Here is a 23,408-nt window from a genome sequence, read left to right as displayed (position 1 = left end):
TCTTAATGCGCGAACCCATCTCCCTCCTTGAAACCGACATGCAGTCAGCCCTGACCACGGCCCTTGACCGTGTGCGTCAGCCGGATGGCTCTGTTTCACGCGAGGATGCCGTCAGCCTCTTCCGCCGTCATATCGGTCGTCATCACGGCGAGATCCGCAGGCTTTTCGAGGGGCGCCAGCTCAAGGGCATTGCTGCCGCGTCAACTCTGGCGCAGCTGATGGATGGAGCCATCGCGAGCCTTTTCGACCTGTCCCGCGCGGCGGCCAAGGCCCCGGCAGACGGCCTCAGCCTCTGTGCTACGGGTGGCTATGGCAGTGGCCTTCTTGCCCCCTATAGTGACATCGATCTGCTTTTCCTCACCGACGAGATCCCTGCGCCCGAAACGACAGCGCAGATCGAATACATACTGTATTTCCTGTGGGATCTGGGCGTCCGTGTGGGTCATGCCACGCGGTCCATTGAAGGCTGCCTGCAAGCGGCGGCTGAAGATCTGACCATACGCACCACCCTTCTGGATGCGCGACGGATCACCGGGGCAGAGCGGCTGTTCATCGAACTTGGTGCGCGTTTCAGCCGAAGCGAAGCAAACGCCCTGTCTTTCATTCATGACAAGATCGACGAGCGCGAGAAACGTCACAAACGCTTCGGCGACAACCCCTATATGGTTGAGCCGAACATCAAGGAGGGACGCGGCGGCCTGCGTGACCTCCAGACCCTGAACTGGATGACGCGGGTCTTTCAGGACAGCAGCGACATCAATCCCGCCCATCCTCACCGCCCGCACGAACCCGTTTTCACGACACTGGGGCTCCTGACCGAGCAGGAAGCCAATCGCGCACGACGCGCCTGGAATTTCCTCTGGACCATCAGACTGCATCTTCATTACATCGCCGGAAGGGCTGACGAGCGTCTGGCCTTTGACGTCCAGCCTGTGATTGGCGGCCGTATGGGCTATGCCGGTCATGGACGACAACAGGGCGTCGAGCGCTTTATGCGCCACTATTTCCTCACCACGCGCGAGGTCATGCGCCTGACCCGTATCCTCGAACCAAGCATCATGGAACGCCTGCAAGGCCCTGTTCGCGAGGCTCCCTATCAGGGAACGATCCTGACGCCCGCAGATGCCAGCCATTTCCGACTGATCAATGACCAGATCGCGCCCGCGGATGCGCAGTGCTTCGAGAACGATCCGCGCCTGATGGTCCGAATGCTCGATGCGGCATTCCAGGACAATCTGGAACTGCATCCGACCGCCATCCAGCAACTCATACGCAATGAGCGCCGGATCGCCTCGCTGCGTGACGACCCAATGACCATGCGGGTGTTTCTGTCGCTTCTCATGCGCCCGACAGAGATGAACAGGGAACATGCCCGCCCCAGCGGCGCAGACTGGCTTACCATTCTCAACGATACGGGATTTCTTGGCGCGTTGCTGCCTGACTGGTCGCGTATCGTCGGGCAGATGCAGTTCGATACCTATCATATCTATACGGTCGATGAGCATAACATCGAGGCCGTGCGTATGCTTGGCTGGATCGAGGCCGGGGCCATGGCGGATGAAATTCCGCTCGTTTACGATCTGGCTCGCGACATGCAGTCGCGTCGTGCCATGTATGTCGCCACGCTTTTGCATGACGTTGCCAAAGGGCGCGGTGGCGATCACTCGGTTCTCGGCGCAGAGGTGGCACAGCATGTCTGTCCGCAGCTTGGACTGGATGCCGAAGAGACCGAGACGGTCTCATGGCTCATCCTGCATCACCTGCTCCTGAGCCAGACCGCTTTCCGTCGCGATATTGACGACCCGCGCACCATTCTCGACCTCGCCGACATCATCCAGTCTCCAGAGCGCCTCCGCCTGCTGCTGTTGCTCACCATTGCCGACATGCGTGCCGTGAGTCCGAATGTCTGGAATGCCTGGAAAGCGACTCTGCTGCGCGAGCTCTACAGCCGCGTTGCCGAGGTTCTCGAAGGTGGCCTGGCAGCCACAGAACGCGACGAGCGTGTGAGCCATGCGAAGGAACTGGTGCGTGACGGCCTTCTCCAACAGGGTGTCGCCGCCGATCAGGCCGAGCACTTCCTGACATTGGGCTATGCCGGTTACTGGCTGGGCTTTGACGCCGATACCCATATCCGCCACGCACGACTGGTCCTGGATTCGGAAATCCACTCGGCACCGCTGACAATCGAAGCGACCCCGATCCCTCAGCGCGACGTGACCGAAATCACCATTTTCAGCGCCGACCATTCAGGGTTGTTCTCACAGATTGCCGGTGGACTCGCTGTTGCCGGTGCCTCGATTGTCGATGCCCGTATTCATACGCTCAGCGATGGCATGGCGCTCGATACGTTCTGGGTGCAGGACAGCAACGGACGCGCCTTTGACACGCCGCTGCAACTGGCGCGCCTGAACAGTCTGATCGAGCAAGCTCTTTCGAGCCGCCTCGCCATCGGTGCTGAACTCGACCGCCTTGCCGATCAACGCGCGACACGCCGTATGAGGGCCATCCATGTTCCGGCCCGTGTCGTGATCGACAACCGCGCGTCGGAGCGTCACACGATCATCGAAATCAACGGGCGCGACCGCCCCGGACTGCTATACGATATCACCCGCACCATCAGTGAGCAGTCACTGCAGATTTCCTCAGCACATATCACGACCTACGGCATGCGGGCGGTCGACGTTTTCTATGTGCGCGATCTGGTAGGGACCAAGGTCACCTCCGAAACCCGTATGGCTGAAATCCGTACTGCCCTGCTGGCAACCATGAATCAGGATGATACCACCCGACCGCTCAAGCCCGTCGCGGCCTGAGCGATAGCGCGCGCCTCAGGGATAACAATCAGGCGCGCCCATGTTCAGAGCGCCGGTTTTTCGCTTTCCCTGTCCCGCAGGGCCTGAGCGACACGTGTCACTACGACAGGCCACGCCTCAGCAGGCGGTGCGTGATCGGCAGGGCGGAACACCCGTGTCCTCGCGTACCAGTCAGGCCCCTGCCAGCGCCAGTCTCCCCCGACGCGGTCGAGAAGCCAGAGCTCCATGCCCGCCGATCCCGCCACATGGGCCAGCAGGCTATCCACGCCGATGATCATCTCGCATCGGGCCATTTCCCTTGCTGTGTCGAGCAGGGTCGGACCAACGCCCTGCACCATGCCAAATGACGGGGCCGCCGCACGCTCTCCTTCAGCCTGGAAGCTGACAAACTCATAACCGGGCACAGCGACCAGCGGCGCGAGCATCGAAACAGGCAGTGAACGACGCGCATTGAAGCGATAGGTCGGACTCCCCGCATGAAAAATACCCACGCGGCCTGGCTCGGGCGCAACCCCGAGATCAAGGATCGGCTTTGCGTCGATGTGCTCCACACCCAGTACGTAAGGAAGGCTCAGCATCGGGCTAAAGAGTGTTGCCTCGCCTTCAAGAACGACACGGCCCGATTGAAGGAGTGGTGTCAGGGATGGCATAGCGCGAAGAAGCCCCTGAAGCGGTGCCGGTATGGACAGAAGGAGCGGTGCCCGCTCAGCCGCGCAGGGCACAAAGCGCAGGAACTGCAACGCGTCCCCCAATCCCTGCTCGGCCTGAATGCAAACGCGTTGAGCGGTTTCCTCACCCGACCAGCGCGGCGGATCTGACGGTAGCGGTGTGAGAGCGAGCCTGTGCTCGAAATTGGCCCAGCCCTGCGCGTAATCGCCCCGGGCCAGCTGGAGCACGCCGAGATTGAACCGTGCACGATGAAAGCCCAGAGTCCCCGCAACATCGTGGGGAGCAACGCCAGTTAGGGGCGGCTGAGCCACGGCGCAGAAAGCCTGCTCGGCTTCATGCTCCCTGCCGGTCTCGGCAAGAAGCGTCGCATGGTTCCCCTTGATGCCTGCATCGTCAGGGGCATGAGAGAGCGCTTGCGTAAACAGGCTCTCTGCCTGAGCGAAAGCACCGAGCGCATGATAGACGAGGCCCAGATTATTGAGCGTCTGCGCGCTTGGCACATCGAGCGACAACGCTGTTTGCAGGGCGGTCAGCGCCTCGCTCATGGCACCGGCCTCGAAACACGCTGCGCCAAGATTGGCATAGGCTGCCGCCTGTGCCTGCCGCTGAGTCTTGTCAGCGTCTCTGGCATGGCCTGCATTGCTGTCGTAGCCAGCACCGACGGACAACCGGGCGATCAGTGCCTTGAACGTCTCGGATGCCGTCACGAAGTCGCGCTGCGCCATCAGGAAGGCGCCGCGGCGAGCGAGCAACGACGCCGGGTCGGCAGCAAGGGCGAGTGCCTCACGAAACTCGCGTTCAGCCTCGTCACCCTGCCCGCTGCGATATAGTAGTTCGGCGAAAAACGCCTTACCCCTGAAATCGCGCGGCTCAAGCAGGAGGGCCACGCGACAGGCCGAGACCGCTTCTCGCAGATGTCCGGCCTCATCCAGCGCCGCAGCAAGCGTGATGTGAAAGCGCGATTTCTCGCGGTCATTCTTTTCCAGCTGAAGGGCCTGCGCGGCTGAAGCAATGGCCACGCGGGGCTGCCCCAGGGCACGCGCCACGCAGGCCAGCCCATGCCACGCCCCCGCACACTCGACATCGACCGCGAGTATTTCCCGAAAGATGGCCTCCGCCTGCACAGTTTCCCCGCCTGCGAGAAGGGCAAGACCCGTATCAATCCGTGAGGCGTGAGCCCTTGAGCGCGTATCTGACATGATGCTGATCATGAAACGTCTGAGTGCCTGTTACAACCGCGCGAAGCGCCTGGTTCAACGCGCAATTACAGGACAAGCCCAAAGCGCGGCCCGATCCATGTCACTGCAAGGTAGAGTACGATCGTCAGCAGGCAACCGGCACCGAGTGCGGGCCAGAACCCGACCCCGTGCCGAAGCAGCGCCGGGATAAGAAGGAACATGGGCAAGGAGGGCAGAACGTACCAGAACGTCGCCTCCGCATGATCGGCCATGTTGGCCGCGTCGGGCCTGTCACGCCACAGCCAGATCATGCCCAGCACGGATACCAGCGGCAATGAGGCAATCAGCGCACCAAAACCGGGAAAGCGGCGGGCTACAGTCGAAGCGCAGGCAATCAACACACCCGACAGGGCTGATCTGACAAACAGGGCAAGCACGAACCGTTTCTCCCTTGCGTGATGGGTGCCCCCCAATCCGCAACATATCTTCTGGCTCTTTGAAGCATCCGCCAATCCGATGGCGGCAAAATGCTGCTCTTGCAACAGATGGTTTTGCAAGGGGGCCGATTGGCCTTAAAAGGAGACATGGTCGCCTTCTTACGCTCTCTGCCCAGCCGCCTCCTGCCCCCACGCCACCCGCTCAGATTCCGTTTCCGAGCGATCTCGGCCGTTGCCGGCCTTGCCTTGCTTGCCCATGCCGCACCGGCGAGAGCGTCTCACGAGCGCCCCTGGGTTGCCGATACCGAAGGCGCGCGCGTGGTTGCGACAATCGATCTGCCCGAGGCACGCCGCTGGAAACAGGCACTCCCCCTCAAGAACAATCAGATCGTCCTGCTGTGCGACGCAACGGAACACGACGCGGGGTCCGCAAATGACTGCCTGATTAGGCTGAGCGCAGATCAGACTTCGAAGCCCGTCGCCTCACCTCTGACACTTATCTGGCCGGATGGCGGCACAGAGCCTCACGTCAACACGTCTCTCTCGCCCGTTGCCCTCGCTTACGGCACTGACGGTACGCTGTGGTTGCTCGACGGGGGCGCAGACAAGACCGCGCCGCGCCTGATCCGTTTTGACCCGACGTCAGGGCAGGTTCTCCAGACGCAGGAGATCCCCGCCGAGGGGTACACGCCCCAATCCCGCTTTACGGCATTCGCCGTTCATGGCGACATGGCCTATCTGGCTGATGAAGGCGGCATTGCCCTGACCGTGCTCGACCTCAAACGTCATGCGGCCACGCGGTTTTTCGCTGGCTACCCCACATCTCGCGGGCATGTGCCCCTGACCATCGATGGACACGCCGTACCGGGCAAGGACGGACATCCCCTCACGCGCGACCTCGCCTATCTGGCACTCGAATCCAACGGTCAATGGCTGTACGAGCTGGCCCCTACCGGGCCGATCTACCGCCTCTCCGCCGATCTGCTGAACGATCCTTCCGTGACCCCGTCCGAACTCATGGAAGGGGTGACGCAATGGCGTGGCACGCCCACCGTCAGCGGGATCACGATCGATGACAAGGCCACGCTTTATCTGACCGATATCAGCGAGGGACGCGTCCTGAGTTTCGACACCGCACGGCATCCGCATATCCTGCTGTCATCGCATGAACTGGTCGGGGCCGGTATGCCGCAATGGGTGCCGGGCGACGCCGGGCACAGCACTACGGGCGCGGGGGAGCTTTACATTCCGGTCGGATCCAAGCTGTTGCGCATTGCCCTGCCCTGAAATACGGGCCATTTCTTTTTCTTCTGTTCTTTTTCGTCTTTTTCTCGCCCCCGGTTTTCCAGCCAAGCAATCATGAAGGCCATCATGCAGTACCGTTCCACCCGCGGCGATGCGCGCCCGCGCTCCTTTTCAGACATTCTGCTCGCCGGTCTGGCAGAGGATGGTGGGCTGTACATGCCGGAAACCTGGCCCCGCTTCACGGCAGATGAGTGGCGCGCCATGCGCAGCCTCTCCTATCCTGATCTGGCCGCAAAAATCCTCTCGGTCTTTGCCGCGGGCAGCATAGACCTGCCGACATTGCAGAAGCTCTGCGCGAAGGCCTATGCCGGTTTTTCGCATGCCGCCATCGCGCCGCTGGTAGAGGTCGAGAACGGGCTGTTCTCGATGGAGCTGTTTCACGGCCCCACCCTCGCCTTCAAGGACATGGCCATGCAGCTGCTTGGCCAGCTTTTCGAGCATGTCCTGACCAAGCGCAACCAGCGCGTGACGATCGTGGGCGCCACGTCGGGCGATACCGGCTCTGCAGCCATCGAGGCTTTCCGTGGCAGCCCACATCTCTCGGTTGCGATCCTTCATCCGATGGGCCGCACATCGGATGTGCAGCGCCGCCAGATGACGACTGTTCACGATGACAACATCCTGAACATCGCCGTCGAGGGGACATTCGATGATTGTCAGGATCTGGTTAAGGCCATGTTTGCCGATACCGGCTTTCGCGATGAGATCGGTCTCTCTGCGGTCAACTCGATCAACTGGGCACGTATTGCCGCACAGATCCCGTATTACGTGCGCGCTGCCCTCATGATGGGTGCGCCTGATCGTGAAGTCTCATTTGCCGTTCCGACGGGCAATTTCGGCAATGTGCTCGCGGCCTGGGCGGCCAGCCAGATGGGGCTGCCAATCCGCCGTCTGTGCATTGGCTCGAACCGCAACGACATTCTTACCCGCTTCCTGACCAGCAACGACATGAGCATGCGCGCCGTTGAGCCAAGCCTGTCGCCCTCGATGGATATCCAGATTTCATCCAATTTCGAGCGCCTGCTGTTCGAACTGCTTGATCGCGATCCGGTTGCCTGCCGGGAAACCATGCAGAGTTTCCGCCAGACAGGCCGCATGAGCGTCGATCCTGCCGTGTGGAACCGTGCGCGTGAGCGTTTTGGCGCTCTCATGCTCGATGATGAGGCAACGCTGGGCGAGATGAAGGCGCTGTGGGACAATTCGCTCTATCTGGCCGACCCGCACAGCGCGATCGGACTGGCTGCTGGCCGTCAGGAGCAGGAGCCGGGAATTCCGATGATCGTGGCCGCCACGGCCCATCCAGCCAAGTTCCCCGATGCTGTGCGCAAGGCCACGGGTATCGACCCGGCGCTACCGCCGCACCTGGCTGATCTGTTTGCCCGTGAAGAGCGTTACGAGACTCAGCCCAATGAACTCAACCTCGTTGAGGATGCCGTGAGGCGTCATCTGGCCAGTCACGTTCACGCCGCCTGATATCCGGGCTGGCGTCAGACACGCCCTGGCACGATCATCCAACGCGGGGGGCTAGGATTTTGCCCCCCGCGACGCCATCTCCTTTCACAAACCCCATTTTCCTTCGATTTCAGGACCATCACCACTCGATGACCGATCCGATTACCGTCACCACCCTTCCCAATGGCCTCACTGTCGTAACCGAAAGGATGGAGCGCGTCGAAACCGTGTCCTTCGGGGCCTATGTTGCCACCGGCACGCGCAACGAAAGCGCAGAGGAAAACGGTGTCTCGCATTTTCTGGAGCATATGGCCTTCAAGGGCACGCAGCGCCGTAGCGCCGCACGTATTGCCGAAGAGATCGAGAATGTGGGGGGGCATATCAACGCCTACACCGCTCGCGAGCAGACGGCCTATTACGTCAAGCTTCTGAAGGAAGACCTCCCGCTCGGTATCGACATCATTGGTGATATCCTTACCCACAGCACGTTTCTCGATCAGGAAGTCGAGCGCGAGCGGGGTGTGATCCTACAGGAAATCGGTCAGGCGAACGATACGCCTGACGACATCATTTTCGACCATTTTCAGGAAACGGCTTTCCGCGATCAGCCTATGGGGCGTCCGACCCTGGGCACCGAGGGGCTCATTGCCTCGATGAAGCGCGAGACCATGATGCGCTACATGCAGACGCATTACACCACGCGTAACATGGTCATCGCCGCGGCTGGCAATTTGCAGCATGATGCCGTGCTGGAGATGGTGCAGGAGCATTTTCGCGATCTGCCCGACCATCAGCCACCCTCACGTGAGGGATGCACCTATCTCGGTGGCGAGCATCGCGAGAAGCGCGAGCTCGATCAGGCGCATATCGTACTGGGCTTTCCCTCGGTCAGCTATAATGACCCGGCCTATCATGCGACCATGCTGCTCTCGACCGTCCTTGGCGGGGGCATGTCCTCGCGTCTGTTCCAGGAAATCCGCGAAAAACGCGGTCTTGTCTACTCGGTTTATTCCTTCGTCCTGCCCTTCCTCGATAGCGGGCTTTTCGGCATCTATGCCGGAACGGGTGAACAGGAGGCGGCAGAGCTTGTGCCGGTCCTGCTGGACGAGTTGCGCCGTATCGGCGATGGCATCAGCCCGGAGGAGATTGCGCGTGCTCGTGCACAGGTCAAATCCTCGCTTCTGATGTCGCTGGAAAGCACGGGCAGCCGCTGTGAGCAGATTGCCCGCCAGATGCAGCTTTTCGGGCGGATTATCGACACGAGCGAGACCGTGGCAAAAATCGATGCTGTGGATGAAGGGGCCATGATCCGCGCCGCCGAGACACTGTTTCGTGCCCGCCCCACGCTCGCAACCATTGGCCCAGTGGGGGCCATTCCGTCATTTGAGGCCATCAGCCAAAGGCTTGTTGCATGAGCAAGGACCAGGAGCGTCTTTCAGACCTGATCGAAGCCGCAAAGCGCGCCGGAGCCGATCGGGCCGATGCGCTCATGGTGGCCTCGCGTTCGGTTTCGGCTATGTGCCGTCAGGGCGTACCGGAAGGGCTGGAGCACTCCGAAACCCTTGCGCTTGGCTTGCGGGTGTTCGTGGGCAAGCGCGCGGCCAGTGTTTCGGCCACGGCACTCGACCCGTCCCGCTTTGAGGCGCTTGCCCAACAGGCCGTTGCCATGGCGCATGTGGTGCCGGAGGATGCCTGGGCCGGTACGGTCGATCCCGACCGGCAGGGCGTGTACGATATCGCGGCGCTCGATATGGTCGATCCGACCGAAGCCCCGAGCCTCGATGCATTACTGGCCCGGGCGCGCGAGGCCGAGGAAACCGCCCTCGGTATCAAGGGGATCACCAATAGCAATGGCGCCTCTGCGGGCTATAGCCGCGTCGAGATCACCCTGGCTGAAAGCAGCGGTTTCAGCGGCGCTTATGCCCAGACCAGCCATAGCAACGGCATCAGCGTGCTCGCTGGTGACGGACCAAGCATGCAGCGTGACTATGCCGGACATAGCACGCGCCATCTGACCGATCTGGATAGCCCGGCGCTGCTCGGACGCGAGGCGGCCGAACGGGCTCTCGCGCGCATGAACCCGGTCAAGCCGCGCACCGGATCCTTCCCGGTGGTGTTCGACCCACGTGTCTCGTCCAGCCTGCTCGGCCATCTGGCGGGTGCCATCAATGGCTCTGCCATTGCTCGTGGGACCTCGTTTCTGTCCGGCCACAAGGGCAAGCGTATCCTGCCGGAAGCCCTAAGCGTCATCGATGACCCGACGCGCGCACGCGGCCTGCGCTCAAAGCCTTTCGATGCCGAGGGCCTGCTGCCCAGACCTCTCGCCTTTGTTGAAAATGGTGTGCTTACGGACTGGATTCTGGATGGTCGCTCGTCCCGCCAGCTTGGTCTGGTCAATAACGGCCGCGCCTCGCGCGGGGTGGGTGGCCCCCCCTCTCCAGCGGTCGGCAATTTCTTTCTGACGGGCGGAACGGGATCGCGTGCTGCGCTGATGGCGGACATTGTCGAGGGCATCTATGTAACCGAGATGATGGGTTCTTCCATCAACGGCCTGACAGGCGATTACAGCCGTGGTGCATCAGGTTTCATGATTCGTAACGGTCAGCTTGCGGAACCTGTCGCCGAGTTGACCATTGCAGGTAATCTCATCGAGATGTTCGCGGTCCTGCGTGCCGCCGACGATCTCGTCTTCCGCCACGGTGTCGATGCCCCGACACTGAGGATCGACGCCATGAGCGTTGCCGGAAGCCAGTAAGGAGTTCCCATGTCACGCCGCCTGTTCCGCGCCTCTCTTCTGCTTCTTGCCCTTGCCCCGCTTCTGGCCGCCCCGGCCGATGCGCGCCCCGGTGGCGGTCGCTCCATGGGAAGCCGGGGAAGCCGCACCTATTCTCCCCCGCCCATGACCCAGACCGCGCCTTATCAGGCCCGGCCTATGGAGCGCAGCTATGCCCCCTCATCCCCGTCACCGGGCTATAGCAACCCGATGCAACGTCCGATGGGCCAGCCTTACGGCTTTGCACAGCGCCGCCCGTTCATGACCGGCTTTGTGGGTGGCCTGCTGGGTGCCGGCCTGTTCGGCATGCTGTCTGGCCATGGTTTTCTTGGTGGTATCGGCGGGGGGCTCTCCTTCCTCGGCCTGCTGTTCCAGATTGCGCTGTTCGGTTTCATTATCGTGATGGTGCTGCGCTGGCTCGGCAATCGTCGCCAGGGCGGTGCCAGTGCCCCTCAGAGCCCCGGCTTTTCCGGTGGTGCCGGGGCGCCGGCCGTGACACTGAACAACAACGATTACCAGAACTTCCAGCGCCTCCTGCTCGACATCCAGGCTGCCTGGAGTGCCCAGAACATGCGGGCGCTCTCCAGCATGGCCACACCGGAAATGGTGTCGTATTTCAACGAGCAACTGGCCGATTATGCCAGCCGCGGTGCACGCAATATCGTATCGGACGTGCAATTCATGCGCGGCGATCTCTCGGAAGCATGGCGTGAGGGCAACCTGACCTATGCCACCGTTGCCATGCAGTATTCGCTGTATGACGTTACGACCGATCAGCTTGGCAACGTCATTGATGGCAGCAAAACCGAGCGTCAGGTGGTGACAGAACTCTGGACCTTCGTGCGTGCCGATGGACGCGGCAACTGGGTGCTTTCCGCCATTCAGCAGGTTGGCTGAAACGGCAGCCAAGGCTGCGTTTGTGCCGGGCCAAGTCGGGTGATTGCTGACGCGGGAGGATAGGTAGCTTCCAGCCGCCTCCCACCGCCTCCAGAACTGAAGCCGGAGCCCCTGAAGGCTCCGGCTTTCATGTATGGGGCAGTCACCGATGGTGTCTTCTTCGGATGGCACGCGCTCTGAATGGTCGAGTGCTTCCGTCCCGCCATTGACGGGCCTGAACCAGCCCTTTGAGGCGGGGGACCCCCATTGGGCGGATTGTCGGGGCATCAACACTGATCTGTACCGGTTATATGATCCCCACTGATCCGTGTGGGGCATCCCGACCCGATGGCCATTGTACACATCTTCCCATAGGGTAGCCGTTCTTCTCGGATGCCAGATCGTCGTAAGTCGTATCAGCTGATCGTTATCGGGACGTAAGGCCGCACTCACCATTAGGGCTACACCGGCCCTTACCTTGCCCGTCTGCCTGTGCGTAATGATTTGCGGCAGCTTCTGCCTCGCAGCGCTGCCCGCGCTGTCTCAGACGCTTCTGAAAAGCCGCGCATTGTCTCGATCGGAGAGGTGGCAACGGCCAATCAAAACGAGGCTGGCCCCGGCCCTGTAAACAGGTCCGGCAGAGGGAGAGGCACCGGCATCAAAGGCGTTTCTGCAGCCCTATCCTCATTGTTGCCCAGAGGCAGCACTACAGGCTTGCAACCTGGGTAGCGGATCTCTCATGCCTCTCCGACGCGGGATCGGGCCGCAGTTGGGAAAGCTCCCGCGGGTCTCAGAGACGCAGATAGGTCAGGGCGAAAAGAGAGATCATGACCAGTGACAGACCACCCAGCAGGCCCATGATCCGCCCCTGACGGCGCACGGCGAGTTCGTTTTTCATCATGGAAACAACACCCGATCAATCAGCAGGGCTGAAAACAGGAAGAACAGATACGCCAGCGAATACCGGAAGGCATAGCGGGCAGGCTTGTCAGCCGTCAGGCTCACCCCGGTCTCGTCTTGTTTGTCGAGCAGAACACGCAAGGCAAATCCTACAAAGCCCAGCCCGAGAACCGTGGCGCTCACCGTGTAGATCAATCCGCAAAGATGCAGAAAGGACGGTACCAGAGAGACAGCCAGCAGGATCAGCGTGTAGATGAAGACATTCCAGCGCGTATGACGAGCCCCCTTCACCACGGGCAGCATCGGGATGCCAGCCTTCGTGTAATCCTTGCAGGCGTAGAGCGAGAGCGACCAGAAATGGGGCGGCGTCCACAGGAACACGATGGCAAACATCACCACCGGCAATACGCTCATGGAGCCTGTTGCGGCGGCCCAACCGATCATGGGCGGAAAGGCTCCGGCTGCTCCGCCAATCACGATATTCTGCGGTGTGCTCCGCTTGAGCCACATGGTGTAGATGACGGCATAGAAGAAAATCGAAAACGCCAGAATACCCGCAGCGAGAGCATTACTTGCCAGCCAGAGCAGAGCCACAGAAGCCAGCGACAGCACAACGCCATAGATAAGGGCGCCATCGGCATCCATACGGGAGTCCGGAATGGGTCTCACCGAAGTCCGCTTCATGATCGCGTCAATATCGCGGTCGTACCACATATTGATGGCACCGGCCGCCCCTGCCCCGACGCATATGCAAAGCATATCGATCAGACCGAGCGGAACCGAAGGCCATGTCGGTGCCACGGCCATGCCCGCCACACCTGTGAACACAACCAGCGAGATGACACGCGGCTTCAGCAGCGCAAGCCAGTCCTTGAGCGTCGCCCCTTGATGGCGATCGAACCCCGGCTCGACATGCGGAAATGATTGTGAGGCACTCATGAAAGGTCGACCTTCGCAGGCTCACGCAATGGCATGATCAGCCTGACGCCCAGACAGGCAACACAGCAGAGTGAGACCATCATGCCGGCCTCGCCGATATGACGCAGCATGGGCAGAAACGGAATCATGGCCAGCACCGCTATACCCATCGAAACAAGATGAAGACGACCAAGCCAGAGTGGTGCGGCCATATCGCCCAGCTGGGCCTGCCAACGATAATAGCAGCCAAACAACGCAAACACCGCACCAAACAGCATGGCGGAATGAAAGGCCTCCGGACGCGCGGGAAAGAGATAGAGCACCCACCCCGCGGAGAGCAGAAGCAGCGCCGGAAAGCTCCAGGAGAGCGCATAGGTCATGGTGAAGCTGCGACGCCACAGGGAAGCGCAGATCAGCCCCATGATCCCGAAACAAGGGAGTGCAACGCCTGCCCCCAGAAGCCACGCCTCGGAAAGCTCCGGCACGATAACTCCATGCGCCCAGACCACCGACACACCCAGCGTCGGTACCGCCATAAGCAGTGGCAGAACGATCTTGGCACGGGTTGAATGGAAGGAAACGAGGTTTGCAATCGCCCCGAGGGCAAGTTGCATGACAAGAGCCAGCACGGGAATCTGGATACGACCAAGCCATACGCCAGCGACGATCTGTGCATCCCCACCTGCCACAAGGTCATGGCTCAGGCCAGCCAGCACGACAGGGACGATGACGACCAGGCCAAGTGACGCCAGAAGTTGTGACCAGGTGAAGTGCGACAGGTCACGAAAGCGTACAACGCGACATTCGAGAGATTTGACGATTGTCGACAGCGCCAGCAACACAACACCAACGGACCAAAGCCCCATCGAGACGGCAAACAGGCCAGGCCGTGAGGCACCCCAAAGCGCGCAAAGCGCCCCGAGGAACAGGGCGACAAGAGCCACGCGGTCAAAACGGACCATCAGGGATGGAAGGGATGTCAGTTCACCCGGCAGGATCAATCGCCCCATACCGCCCAGAAAAGCCGGGATCAGGACAAAAAGATCAAGCAGCAATCCGTGGCCCAGCGCATGGGTTGGGCCGACATTCTGGGAGATAAACCCGAGGAAACCACCTGCGAGACCGCAAAAGAGCGCCAGGGCGAGAAAAGCGGCACCATCGGCGCGCAATGTCAGACCCTCGCGGTGTCTCGAAATCGGCAACTGTAACAAGACCCGTTCCTTATTCCGTCCTGGGGGTCCTCATGCCATCAGCATCGGAAAGGGACCCTGAGATCAAGGCCAGTCTGGTATGATTTGTCGGGCACAAACGTGTCAGGCAACCAGGGCCGTCTCTTCCTTACTATCCTTCTCGAGCGGCAATGTCACGAGCGTAAACAGTCCGGCAGGCGGGACTGGCGTGATGGTTGCACGGCTCAGATCTTCGGGTGGCAGCAGGGATTCCATAGCGAAATCCGGGTGCCAGCCGAGCGATCGGGAGGCCCGGGCCATACCGCGTTCGACAGCCAGCCTGACACCACCTGTCGCAAGAAAATGATTAACGAACAGGATATGGCCGCCCGGCTTCACGACGCGTTTGAGTTCACCCAGAAGGCGGCGTGGGCTCGGAACGACTGAGGCCACGAACATCGCCACAGCAATATCGAAGCTTCCTGCCTCGAAAGTGGTCGCTTCAGCGTCCATCTCCAGCAGATCATCGACGTTGCCGAGCTGCTGGTTGATCACACGCTGGCGCGCGCGCTCGAGCATGGCCTCGGAAAGATCGATGCCGGTGATATGCTTGTCGCGATTGTAATGCGGCAGCGCGAGCCCTGTGCCAACCCCGACCTCCAGAACGCGCTGGCCCGGCAAAGCATTGACAGCTGCTACAGCACGGCGGCGACCGAATGCGGAAATGCCGCCAAACACGGAGTCATACACCTTGGCCCAGCGGCGATAGGCTGCACGGACGGCATCCGCGTCCAGTGCAGAGCGCGGGCGGGGATGAGTATCGTCGAAAGAGACGGTCGGGTCGATCAGGGGGTCCGGTCGTGTCATCAGGCTTCGTTCGTCTGGTCGCACAAAATCATTGGTTTTGTCCTGAATACCTGTCCCGGGACCCGCGCGCGAGACCTGGGCGATACAAAATTGTCGCCCGACCGCAGCCAGTGTGGCAGGCATCGAACAGAGCTGGCACTCTTAGCCTATATCGCCAGAACTGGCGAGAGCCGGTTTGCATTTCGTCACAGCCAGAGCCTAGAAGATAGGCAATAACAACGGGAGAGAGCCTGCAGCCGGGCTATCTGCAACAGCCCGGAAAGAAGAGTTCAAGCGATGTCACTTCTCAATCTTAGCCTGATCCTAATCGCAACAGGTTTATGGTCATTAATCTACATTATCAAATTCAAGGAGAATATCGAACGGTGGTATCACACCAGATTTGATAAATCCTCGCCGCCCCTCCCCCCTGACGGGATCATGCCGGAGGTACCCCTCCCTTTCTGCTATGATCCGCCTACGGAGGACAACAGTGAGGAGACGAAACTGCCAGCCGCAGAAGCGCATGCGACGCAGCCCGGCAGTGATGCCGAGACATCAAAAGCCGAGCCGCACAATGTGGAAAACGCGGCAGACGATGTGAGAGGCAAAACAGCCTGACGCGCACTTAAGCCCTGCACCTCAGCCGAGGCGCTTTTCGATGGCGTCCCAGACCAGGCCCGCACTGTTCATGTCATTGAAACGGTCGAGTTCCTGCAGGCCCGTCGGGGAGGTCACGTTGATCTCGGTCAGCCAATCGCCGATCACGTCGATCCCGACGAAGATGAGCCCGTTTTCACGGAGATATGATCCGATACGCGCGCAGATTTCCTGATCGCGCGCCGTAAGGGCGACGGCTTCCGCCCGACCACCCACATGCATGTTCGAGCGGGCCTCACCGGTGGCAGGAACGCGGTTGATCGCACCGATCGGCTCGCCATCGACCAGAATGATGCGTTTGTCGCCCTTGCGCACCATCGGCTCGTAACGCTGAATCATGAGCGGTTCACGCGAGCGGCTGAAATGCAATTCCAGCAATGAAGCAAAATTCTCATCGCCTTCACGGATACGGAAAATGCCCGCCCCGCCATTACCGTAGAGTGGTTTGAGGATCACATCCCCGTAGCGGGCCCGGAATTCGGCCAGCGCCTCAGTGTCCCATGTGACCAGTGTCGGGGGCATGAGATCAGGATAATGCGTGACAAGCAGCTTTTCAGGAGCGTTTCGCACGGCTTGCGGGTCATTCACGACCAGCGTCTTGCCGGGGCCAACACCGTGGACATGCTCGAGCATATGGGTGGCGGTGATATATCCCATATCGAAGGGCGGATCCTGACGCATCAGCACCACATCTGTCTCACCCAGATCCAGACGCTGCTCTGCGCCGAAGGTCGCATGCCCCCCCTGCACGCGCTGCACCGAAACCGGACGCGCCCGCGCAGAAACCCGACCATGATGCAGCGTTTTCTCGGCCCCGCCTTCGCCAAGACATAGCGAGTCCACGGGATATACAAAGAGTTCATGCCCACGTCTCTGGGCTTCGAGCATCAGGGCGAAGGTCGAGTCCCCGTTGATATTGACGTGCTCAAGCGGGTCCATCTGTACGGCTATGCGTAGGGCCATCGTCCTCGTCCTTTCGGTATCTGCAAACCAGAATGTCATCGTCACACACCAGGCGCGATCCCTGGCTCTTGCCCTGCGGGGCCGTTTGCATCACGCCACACCCATATCATGAGCGAGCGCCCTGCCAAGCATGCGCAAAAAGAAAGTCTGGAGGGGCCTTACGGCTCCCCCTCAATGCGGATAGGCAATTTCCAGAATCTCCAGCGTGACCGTCCCGTTAGGGGTCAGCAGGCTCACTTCATCACCAACACGGCCGCGCATCAGGGCACGCGCGACGGGCGACACCAGCGAGATTTCCCGCCGGGTCAGATCTGCCTCATCGCAGCCGACAATGGTCACATCATGCCTGACATCGTCTTCATCGGCATAGGCAACGCGCGCCCCGAAAAACACGCGGTCGCGCGTTGTCTGGCTGGCGGGATCGACAATCAGTGCATGCTCGAGTCGCTTGCTCAGAAACCGGGCGCGGCGGTCGATCTCACGCAGCCGACGTTTGCCGTACAGATAATCGCCATTTTCAGAGCGATCACCGTTGCCCGCTGCCCAGGAGACAATCTCCACAATGCGTGGACGCTCAACTTGCATGAGTTCCCGTAATTCCTCACGCATACGCGCGGCCCCCTGAGGGGTAAGATACTGGCTGAGGGCAATACGGGAAGCGTCGGACACGGAAATTCAGCCGCGCTGCTCGGTGATGCGATAGCGTATGACACCCGATATTCTCTCACCCGGCGCGAGAACATGCAGCCCGTTTTCCAGTATCTCGGGATGGTTGATCGCGTTGTTCATGTTTGTCACGGCCTCGACCGCCACGAAAGGTTTTTCCGGCGCGGTGAAGACCACCAGATGCGAGAACGCCGCATCAGCCTCAATCGTCAGATCATAGCCAGCCGAGGGATAACCGAGCCTCGCCTTGCCATCCCACCCGGCAAAGCAATTGTCGAGACGTGTCGCCCCGACGAGCTTCGCCTTGTCGAAAAACTCCGTGCCCTCATAGGGCTGCAAAGTGGTGGGAAGCATGTCCGGCCCATTCTGCCACATCCCCCGCGCCCCGAATTGCAGCGTCATGTCGTCACTTCTCGCGAAGAACGGGTGAAATCCCATGCCGACAGGCTGTGCACGCGTATCGCGATTGGCGAGAAGGATTTCGACATCCAGCCCTTCACGATGCAGTACGAAAGAGAGAACGGCGCGGTAGGCAAAGGGCCATTGCGCCGCATCGTCCCCCTTGGCGGGATCATGGTCGAGATAAAGAATGGCCCGCTCGGCATCGTGCTGGGCGACTTCCCAGTTGCGTTCCCAGCCATTGCCGTGGATGGCATGGGGCTCACTGACAAAATTATGCGCCAGTTGGTACGGGATACCCTCGAAACTGAATGTGCCATCCCCGATGCGGTTGGAGAAGGGCAGCAAGGGATAGCCCGCAACGGGCGTGTTTTTCTGTGCGACAAGGTTCGGATCGGCGGTCGGCACCAGCAGATCGCGCCCGCGTAGCCGCCAAAAGGCGAGACTGCCACCAAGAGCGGGGAGTAATCCGAGATGGGCCTCGCCCAGTTTTAGCTCGATCATCCTGCTTTTCTCCTGCCACCGCCCCGTTTCTTGTTGGGGTCATAACCGCCGCCGCCCGGGCCGAGCGGTCGTGGCGTCTTGTCCTTGCTTCTGAACCCGCTACGCCCTGCGGTCGAACTCGGCAAGGGGGGAGGCTCAAGCCCGAGATCGATCGCTTCAAGCCGTTTGATTTCATCTCGCAAGCGCGCGGCCTGCTCAAAATCGAGGTCAGCCGCCGCAGCGCGCATGCGCTTTTCCAGATCCTGGATAGAGGCTGCGAGCGACTTGCCCACAAATTCCTGCGTGTCCCCGGCCTCATCAGGACCAACCGTCACGTAATCCTGCTCGAACACGGACGACAGCGCATCGCCAATACGCGAACGCACGGTCTGCGGTGTAATTCCGTGTTCCTCGTTCCATGCCACCTGACGGGCACGACGACGCGCCGTTTCCTCAATCGCGAATTCGAGCGAGCCCGTCATCTTGTCGGCATAGAGCAGCACGCGGCCATCCACGTTACGCGCCGCCCGGCCAATCGTCTGGATCAGCGATGTGCGGCTACGCAGAAAGCCCTCCTTGTCTGCATCAAGGATCGCAACGAGCGCACATTCAGGAATATCGAGCCCCTCACGTAACAGGTTAATGCCAACCAGTACGTCAAAAGCGCCAAGACGCAGATCACGAATAATCTCGATGCGCTCGAGCGTGTCCACATCAGAATGGAGATAGCGCACCTTGATCCCGGCCTCGCCGAGATATTCCGTCAGATCCTCGGCCATACGCTTGGTAAGCGTGGTCACCAGAACACGCCCTCCCGCCGTGATGGTGTCACGGGCTTCAGCCAGCAGATCATCCACCTGCCCTTCGACTGGGCGCACGATCGTGACAGGGTCGATCAGCCCGGTCGGACGAATGATCTGCTCGACAAACACGCCGGCGGTCCGTTCCATCTCCCAGGGGCCGGGTGTTGCGGAAACGAACACACTTTGTGGGCGCAAGGCCTGCCACTCCTCGAATTTGAGGGGCCGGTTGTCAAGGCAGGAAGGCAGACGAAAACCATATTCGGAAAGCACGGATTTGCGCGCATGGTCACCCCGCGCCATGCCCCCGATCTGGGGCACCGTCACGTGGCTTTCATCGACAATCAGCAGCGCATCCTCTGGCAGATACTCGAACAGGGTGGGTGGCGGATCGCCGGGGCCTCGGCCAGAGAGGTAACGGGAATAGTTCTCAATGCCCTTGCAGGCCCCTGTGGTTTCGATCATCTCGAGATCGAAAATCGTGCGCTGTTGCAGGCGCTCAGCCTCCAGCAGCTTGCCCGCAGCATTGAGTTCATCGAGGCGCTGGCGCAGCTCCGCCTTGATACCGATCATGGCCTGATTGAGCGTCGGGCGTGGCGTCACGTAATGAGAATTGGCATAGACGCTTATCTCTGTGAGATCGGCGGTCTTGTTGCCTGTCAGTGGGTCGAACTCCGTGATGGCCTCGATTTCATCGCCGAAAAGCGAGACACGCCAGGCGCGATCCTCGTTCTGCACAGGGAAGATATCGATCTGCTCGCCGCGCACGCGGAAGGTACCGCGCTCGAAAGCCGCGTCGTTGCGGCGATATTGCAACTCAACCAGCGCCTTGATCAATCGATCACGATCAATGCTGCCGCCCGCCTCAAGCTTGACCACCATGCGCGAATAGGTCTCGACCGAGCCGATACCATAGATGCACGATACCGAGGCCACGATGATAACGTCGTTGCGCTCCAGCAAGGCCTGCGTGGCAGCATGGCGCATACGGTCGATCTGCTCGTTTATCTGACTGTCTTTTTCAATATAGGTGTCAGAGCGCGGCACATAGGCTTCCGGCTGGTAATAATCGTAATAGGATACGAAATATTCGACCGCGTTATCGGGAAAGAACTGCTTCATTTCGCCGTAGAGCTGCGCCGCCAGCGTCTTGTTAGGTGCCAGGATCAGGGTCGGCTTCTGTGTCGCCTCGATGACCTTGGCCATGGTGAAGGTCTTGCCCGAGCCCGTGACACCCAGCAGAACCTGATCCACCTCCCCATCATTTACGCCCTGCGTCAGTTCCGCAATGGCGGTGGGCTGGTCGCCCGCGGGCTCATATTCGGATTTGACGACCAGACGCCGCAGCTTCTCCTTCGCGGGCTGTCGTTCAGGCCTGAACCCCATAAGCCGGTGCTCGGGGATCGCTTCCATCGTGGATCGTGTTGCTGTCGCCATGGCAGGAAAATGGGCTTTCAAAAGGGCTGTCACAAGAGCGCGCCAGATCGCGGGTTCAAAAGCGAGATTGTCGGCATCGGTATCGCATGACAGAACGCGTCATGGCAGACAGGGGTTCATGATGCAGGATATCCTCAATTCGCCCCGTCACAGGCAGATCGTGACGCTGGTCCAGGCCCATGGCTTCATGTCCAATGAGGATCTGGCGCAGCGTCTTGGCGTCACGGTCCAGACCATACGGCGCGATCTCAATGCCCTGTCCGAGGCCGGGCATGTGGCGCGCTATCATGGCGGGGCAAGCCCTGCCTCCTCCACCGAGAACATCGCCTATGGCGAGCGCCAGAGCCTTCACTCCCGTGCCAAGGAAGCGATCGGGCAATGTGCGTCACGGCTCATCCCCGATGGCAGTTCGCTCTTCATCAATATCGGCACCACGACAGAGGCGTTTGCCCGGGCCCTGACCAGCCATAAAGACCTGCATGTCATCACCAATAATCTGCATGTTGCAGTTGCCCTGTCTCCCCGGCGCGATTTCCGCACCGTGCTGGCAGGAGGACTGGTGCGCCCCCAGGATGGCGGCATTGTTGGCGCGGGCGCGACGGAATCCCTGTCGGGCTTCCGGGCGGATTTCGGTGTTATCGGTATCAGCGGCATTGAGGAAGATGGCACGCTGCTTGATTTCGATCTAGATGAGATACAGTGCGCCCGCGCCATCATGCGCCATGCAAGACGTGTGATTCTGCTGGCCGACCACACGAAGTTCACACGCAGCCCGGTGGGGCGGGTGGGCGATCTCTCCAGCATCGATGACTTCGTGACGGATCGTATGCCCTCCTCCCCATTCGTTGCCGCGCTCGAAGCGGCAAATGTTAGACTTCACATAGCCTGACCCACATTTTGCACACACATAACACGAACGCGTTATAGTTAACGTTTAATGTTCGCTTTCTTTCGTTTTTGATCTAGCAAGACTTTCGAGTTTGTTCCCCTCGAAAGGTCTCACCCCATGAGCGGTTCCACCCCCATCCACCCGAACGAGGATTCCGACACGATTGAGCACGACCTGCTGATCGTGGGCGGTGGCATCAATGGCGCAGGGATTGCGCGCGATGCCGCAGGGCGCGGCCTGAACGTGCTGCTGGTCGAAAAGGATGATCTGGCAAGCCATACGTCCTCAGCCAGCACGAAGCTGATTCACGGTGGGCTGCGCTATCTCGAATATTACGAGTTTCGGCTGGTGCGCGAGGCGCTCAACGAACGTGAAAACCTGCTTCGCATTGCGCCACACATCATCTGGCCCATGCGTTTCATCCTGCCTCATTCAGCCATGCTGCGTCCGGCATGGCTGCTGCGCACGGGGCTCTTCCTTTACGACAATCTCTGCCGCGTCATGACCCTGCCCAAAACCCGCGTGCTCAAGCTGCAGCAGGACCCGGCAGGGCGTGTGTTGCGCAACGAATTCCGCAAGGGGTTCGAATATTCCGATGGCTGGGTGCAGGACAGCCGGCTCGTCGTGCTCAATGCCATGGATGCCGCCCGACGCGGCGCAACAATCTGCACCCGCACAAAGCTGATCGGGGCCGAGCGTCACCCGGATCGCTGGATCGCCACCCTGCGTGACGAGACGAGCGGTCAGACAAGGCAGGTCAGCACCCGTGCCCTTGTCAATGCCGCAGGCCCCTGGGTGGCTGAACTGCTCAAGGACAGATTGACAGTACCGAGCAGGAATGATGTGCGGCTCATCAAGGGCAGCCACATTGTCGTGCCCCGCATGTTCGAGACCGAGCAGGCCTATATCCTGCAAAATCCGGACCGGCGCATCGTCTTCGCCATCCCGTATGAGAAGGATTTCACCCTTATCGGCACGACCGACATTCCCTGGGAACAGGACGCCGGTGCCGTGGCCATTTCACAGGAGGAAATCACCTATCTCTGCGAGAGCGTGAACCGCTATTTCAAACGCGCCATCACACCGGATGACGTTGTGTGGAGCTATGCTGGCGTACGTCCGCTCTATGACGACCATTCGGGCAGCGCCTCAGCCGTGACGCGCGACTATGTGCTCGATGTCGATCACAGCTCAGCTCCCGTGCTGTCCGTTTTCGGCGGCAAGATCACCACCTATCGCAAGCTCGCCGAGCACGCGCTTGAAAAGCTCGCGCCCCATCTGCCCGGACTGCCGGTTACGTCTTGGACGGCCGATACTGCCCTGCCCGGCGGCAATTTCAAGCGGGCAGATTTCAATAACCGCGTCCGTCTGCTCATGAAGCATGTGCCGGGGATGACGCAGGATACCGCAACGCGGCTCGTGCGCAATTACGGCACCCTGGTCGAAACGCTGATGGCAGAAGGCGCAGAAGCGCACACCACCCAGCCCGGCACGGGCACACAAGCAAATGCCCTTCCTGCCGGGCATACACCCGATGTCAGCGCCCTTCCCTCGCTGGGGGCCTGCCTTGGAGCCGATCTGTATGAGGCCGAGGTCAATTATCTGATCGACCATGAATGGGCGCGCAACGCAGAGGATATTCTCTGGCGTCGCTCGAAGCTCGGCCTTCGTTTTTCCCCTCGCGAGACACGCGCCCTCGAGGATTACATCGCCCGGCGATCGCGCCGGAATTCCCCGCCTGTCGAGACCGGCCCCGCCCACGAAATGGCCTGATC

At 60.5% G+C, this 23,408-nt stretch carries 18 protein-coding genes; 9 read left to right on the top strand and 9 right to left on the bottom strand.

The window, feature by feature from the left end; all coding sequences use genetic code 11:
- Window positions 1–5 precede the first annotated feature (5 nt).
- Window positions 6–2,813, top strand: coding sequence for a [protein-PII] uridylyltransferase (locus F3J08_RS01730; protein WP_166928176.1), 2,808 nt, complete (start codon window positions 6–8; stop codon window positions 2,811–2,813).
- A gap of 44 nt (window positions 2,814–2,857) precedes the next feature.
- On the opposite strand, the gene F3J08_RS01725 is transcribed toward F3J08_RS01730, so the two are convergent.
- Together F3J08_RS01725 and F3J08_RS01720 are read right to left on the bottom strand one after the other, a co-directional pair.
- A complete protein-coding gene (locus F3J08_RS01725; protein ID WP_166928175.1) occupies window positions 2,858–4,681 on the bottom strand; it encodes a tetratricopeptide repeat protein in 1,824 nt (607 codons plus the stop codon).
- 65 nt (window positions 4,682–4,746) lie between these two features.
- Window positions 4,747–5,097, bottom strand: a complete 351-nt coding sequence (locus F3J08_RS01720) for a DUF3147 family protein (RefSeq protein WP_166928174.1) — start codon at window positions 5,095–5,097, stop codon at window positions 4,747–4,749.
- Window positions 5,098–5,244: 147 nt separating this feature from the next.
- Between F3J08_RS01720 and F3J08_RS01715 the strand changes: the two genes are divergently transcribed.
- From F3J08_RS01715 to F3J08_RS01695, 5 genes are all read left to right on the top strand, one after another.
- Window positions 5,245–6,384, top strand: coding sequence for an L-dopachrome tautomerase-related protein (locus tag F3J08_RS01715; protein ID WP_166928173.1), 1,140 nt, complete (start codon window positions 5,245–5,247; stop codon window positions 6,382–6,384).
- 84 nt (window positions 6,385–6,468) lie between these two features.
- Window positions 6,469–7,875 (top strand): threonine synthase, encoded by a 1,407-nt coding sequence (gene thrC, locus F3J08_RS01710; RefSeq protein ID WP_166928172.1) that lies wholly within the window; start codon window positions 6,469–6,471, stop codon window positions 7,873–7,875.
- A gap of 128 nt (window positions 7,876–8,003) precedes the next feature.
- Window positions 8,004–9,269 (top strand): pitrilysin family protein, encoded by a 1,266-nt coding sequence (locus F3J08_RS01705; protein ID WP_166928171.1) that lies wholly within the window; start codon window positions 8,004–8,006, stop codon window positions 9,267–9,269.
- Window positions 9,266–10,609 carry a TldD/PmbA family protein gene (locus F3J08_RS01700; RefSeq protein ID WP_166928170.1) on the top strand — a complete coding sequence of 448 codons (1,344 nt, stop codon included), beginning with the start codon at window positions 9,266–9,268 and terminating at the stop codon, window positions 10,607–10,609. The genes F3J08_RS01705 and F3J08_RS01700 overlap by 4 nt, the downstream gene beginning before the upstream one ends.
- Window positions 10,610–10,618: 9 nt before the next feature.
- Entirely contained in the window at window positions 10,619–11,524 is a 906-nt protein-coding gene (locus tag F3J08_RS01695; RefSeq protein ID WP_166928169.1) for a TIM44-like domain-containing protein, read from the top strand.
- A gap of 876 nt (window positions 11,525–12,400) precedes the next feature.
- Here F3J08_RS01695 and F3J08_RS01690 read toward each other — a convergent pair.
- The 3 genes from F3J08_RS01690 to F3J08_RS01680 all read right to left on the bottom strand — a co-directional run bounded on the left by F3J08_RS01690 (window position 12,401) and on the right by F3J08_RS01680 (window position 15,357).
- Window positions 12,401–13,342: a heme o synthase gene (locus tag F3J08_RS01690; RefSeq protein WP_166928168.1), complete on the bottom strand. Its 942-nt coding sequence runs from the start codon at window positions 13,340–13,342 to the stop codon at window positions 12,401–12,403.
- The gene (locus tag F3J08_RS01685) at window positions 13,339–14,532 is read right to left on the bottom strand and encodes a hypothetical protein (protein WP_166928167.1); all 1,194 of its coding nucleotides are present in this window, start codon (window positions 14,530–14,532) and stop codon (window positions 13,339–13,341) included. The genes F3J08_RS01690 and F3J08_RS01685 overlap by 4 nt, the downstream gene beginning before the upstream one ends.
- 102 nt (window positions 14,533–14,634) lie before the next feature.
- Window positions 14,635–15,357, bottom strand: a complete 723-nt coding sequence (locus tag F3J08_RS01680) for a class I SAM-dependent methyltransferase (RefSeq protein ID WP_122040085.1) — start codon at window positions 15,355–15,357, stop codon at window positions 14,635–14,637.
- A gap of 276 nt (window positions 15,358–15,633) precedes the next feature.
- On the opposite strand from F3J08_RS01680, the gene F3J08_RS01675 reads away from it, so the two are divergent.
- Window positions 15,634–15,957, top strand: a complete 324-nt coding sequence (locus tag F3J08_RS01675) for a hypothetical protein (RefSeq protein WP_166928166.1) — start codon at window positions 15,634–15,636, stop codon at window positions 15,955–15,957.
- A 21-nt stretch (window positions 15,958–15,978) separates the two neighbouring features.
- Here F3J08_RS01675 and gshB read toward each other — a convergent pair whose 3' ends face one another.
- The 4 genes from gshB to uvrB form a co-directional block, all read right to left on the bottom strand.
- Window positions 15,979–16,959, bottom strand: coding sequence for a glutathione synthase (gene gshB / locus F3J08_RS01670; protein WP_346426167.1), 981 nt, complete (start codon window positions 16,957–16,959; stop codon window positions 15,979–15,981).
- A gap of 171 nt (window positions 16,960–17,130) precedes the next feature.
- The gene (greB, locus tag F3J08_RS01665) at window positions 17,131–17,628 is read right to left on the bottom strand and encodes a transcription elongation factor GreB (RefSeq protein WP_370458643.1); all 498 of its coding nucleotides are present in this window, start codon (window positions 17,626–17,628) and stop codon (window positions 17,131–17,133) included.
- Window positions 17,629–17,634: 6 nt separating this feature from the next.
- Window positions 17,635–18,528 (bottom strand): aldose 1-epimerase, encoded by an 894-nt coding sequence (locus F3J08_RS01660; RefSeq protein ID WP_166928165.1) that lies wholly within the window; start codon window positions 18,526–18,528, stop codon window positions 17,635–17,637.
- Complete coding sequence (gene uvrB, locus F3J08_RS01655) at window positions 18,525–20,744, bottom strand: excinuclease ABC subunit UvrB (RefSeq protein ID WP_166928316.1); 2,220 nt, start codon at window positions 20,742–20,744, stop codon at window positions 18,525–18,527. The genes F3J08_RS01660 and uvrB overlap by 4 nt, the downstream gene beginning before the upstream one ends.
- Window positions 20,745–20,865: 121 nt before the next feature.
- Here uvrB and F3J08_RS01650 point away from each other — a divergent pair, with 121 nt between their 5' ends.
- Entirely contained in the window at window positions 20,866–21,633 is a 768-nt protein-coding gene (locus tag F3J08_RS01650) for a DeoR/GlpR family DNA-binding transcription regulator (protein WP_122050327.1), read from the top strand.
- A gap of 117 nt (window positions 21,634–21,750) precedes the next feature.
- Window positions 21,751–23,406, top strand: coding sequence for a glycerol-3-phosphate dehydrogenase (gene glpD, locus F3J08_RS01645; RefSeq protein ID WP_166928164.1), 1,656 nt, complete (start codon window positions 21,751–21,753; stop codon window positions 23,404–23,406).
- The last annotated feature ends 2 nt before the right edge of the window (window positions 23,407–23,408 follow it).

Source organism: Asaia sp. As-1742, from assembly GCF_011753235.1.
Taxonomy (GTDB): domain Bacteria; phylum Pseudomonadota; class Alphaproteobacteria; order Acetobacterales; family Acetobacteraceae; genus Asaia; species Asaia bogorensis_B.
The sequence above is the reverse complement of the archived record's forward strand: the minus strand, read 5'-3'. Positions and strand labels throughout refer to the sequence as shown.